Below are 549 nucleotides of genomic sequence, written 5' to 3' on the forward strand. Positions count from 1 at the left end.
GACCTTTTTCCACAACGCCACCTTCAACAAAGTTACGTTCTGAAATAATACCCGTTACCTGTGGGCGGACTTCCGCCTCTTTAAATGCACGGCTGCGGCCCGGCAACTCAACCGTCAAAGCTTGTCGAACAGGTTCAACCGTCAACACATTCACTTCGGTTGCGGGAGCGGCGCCACCACCTTGCTCAGTTCCTTCTTGGCTTGGTTGACATCCCGCCATAAACAGGCTCGATGCAATCAGCAGCGATAGCGTGGTTCTACGTCTCATGAAACATCTCTCTTATTTTGCAAGCCCTACAAATATCCAATTCAATGCGTTCTGAATGGCTCGATTATGATTAGTGGATATGCATCTATCCCAAACAAATTAGTTAGAATGATAATTACCCAGTGTTGTACATACAACAAAATTTACGTTTCTATACGCTTGTCGAATGCGTTTGTTGTAAAGGTGCAATAGAACTCTCAGATTTGAAGATATTGTGTTGGAAATCACAATTTTCTGTGTACAAGTGGACGGGTCAAAAAGTGTGTAAATTGATGATAAAA

1 pseudogene is annotated in these 549 nt (G+C 43.4%); it reads right to left on the bottom strand.

Annotation, left to right across the window (positions count from 1 at the left end):
- Positions 1-268: pseudogene (locus tag R7Z47_RS26375) on the bottom strand (efflux transporter periplasmic adaptor subunit); the annotation flags it as partial.
- Positions 269-549 lie beyond the last annotated feature (281 nt).

Origin of the sequence: Vibrio sp. 1641, assembly GCF_033339995.1 — a bacterium.
GTDB lineage: Bacteria > Pseudomonadota > Gammaproteobacteria > Enterobacterales > Vibrionaceae > Vibrio > Vibrio alginolyticus.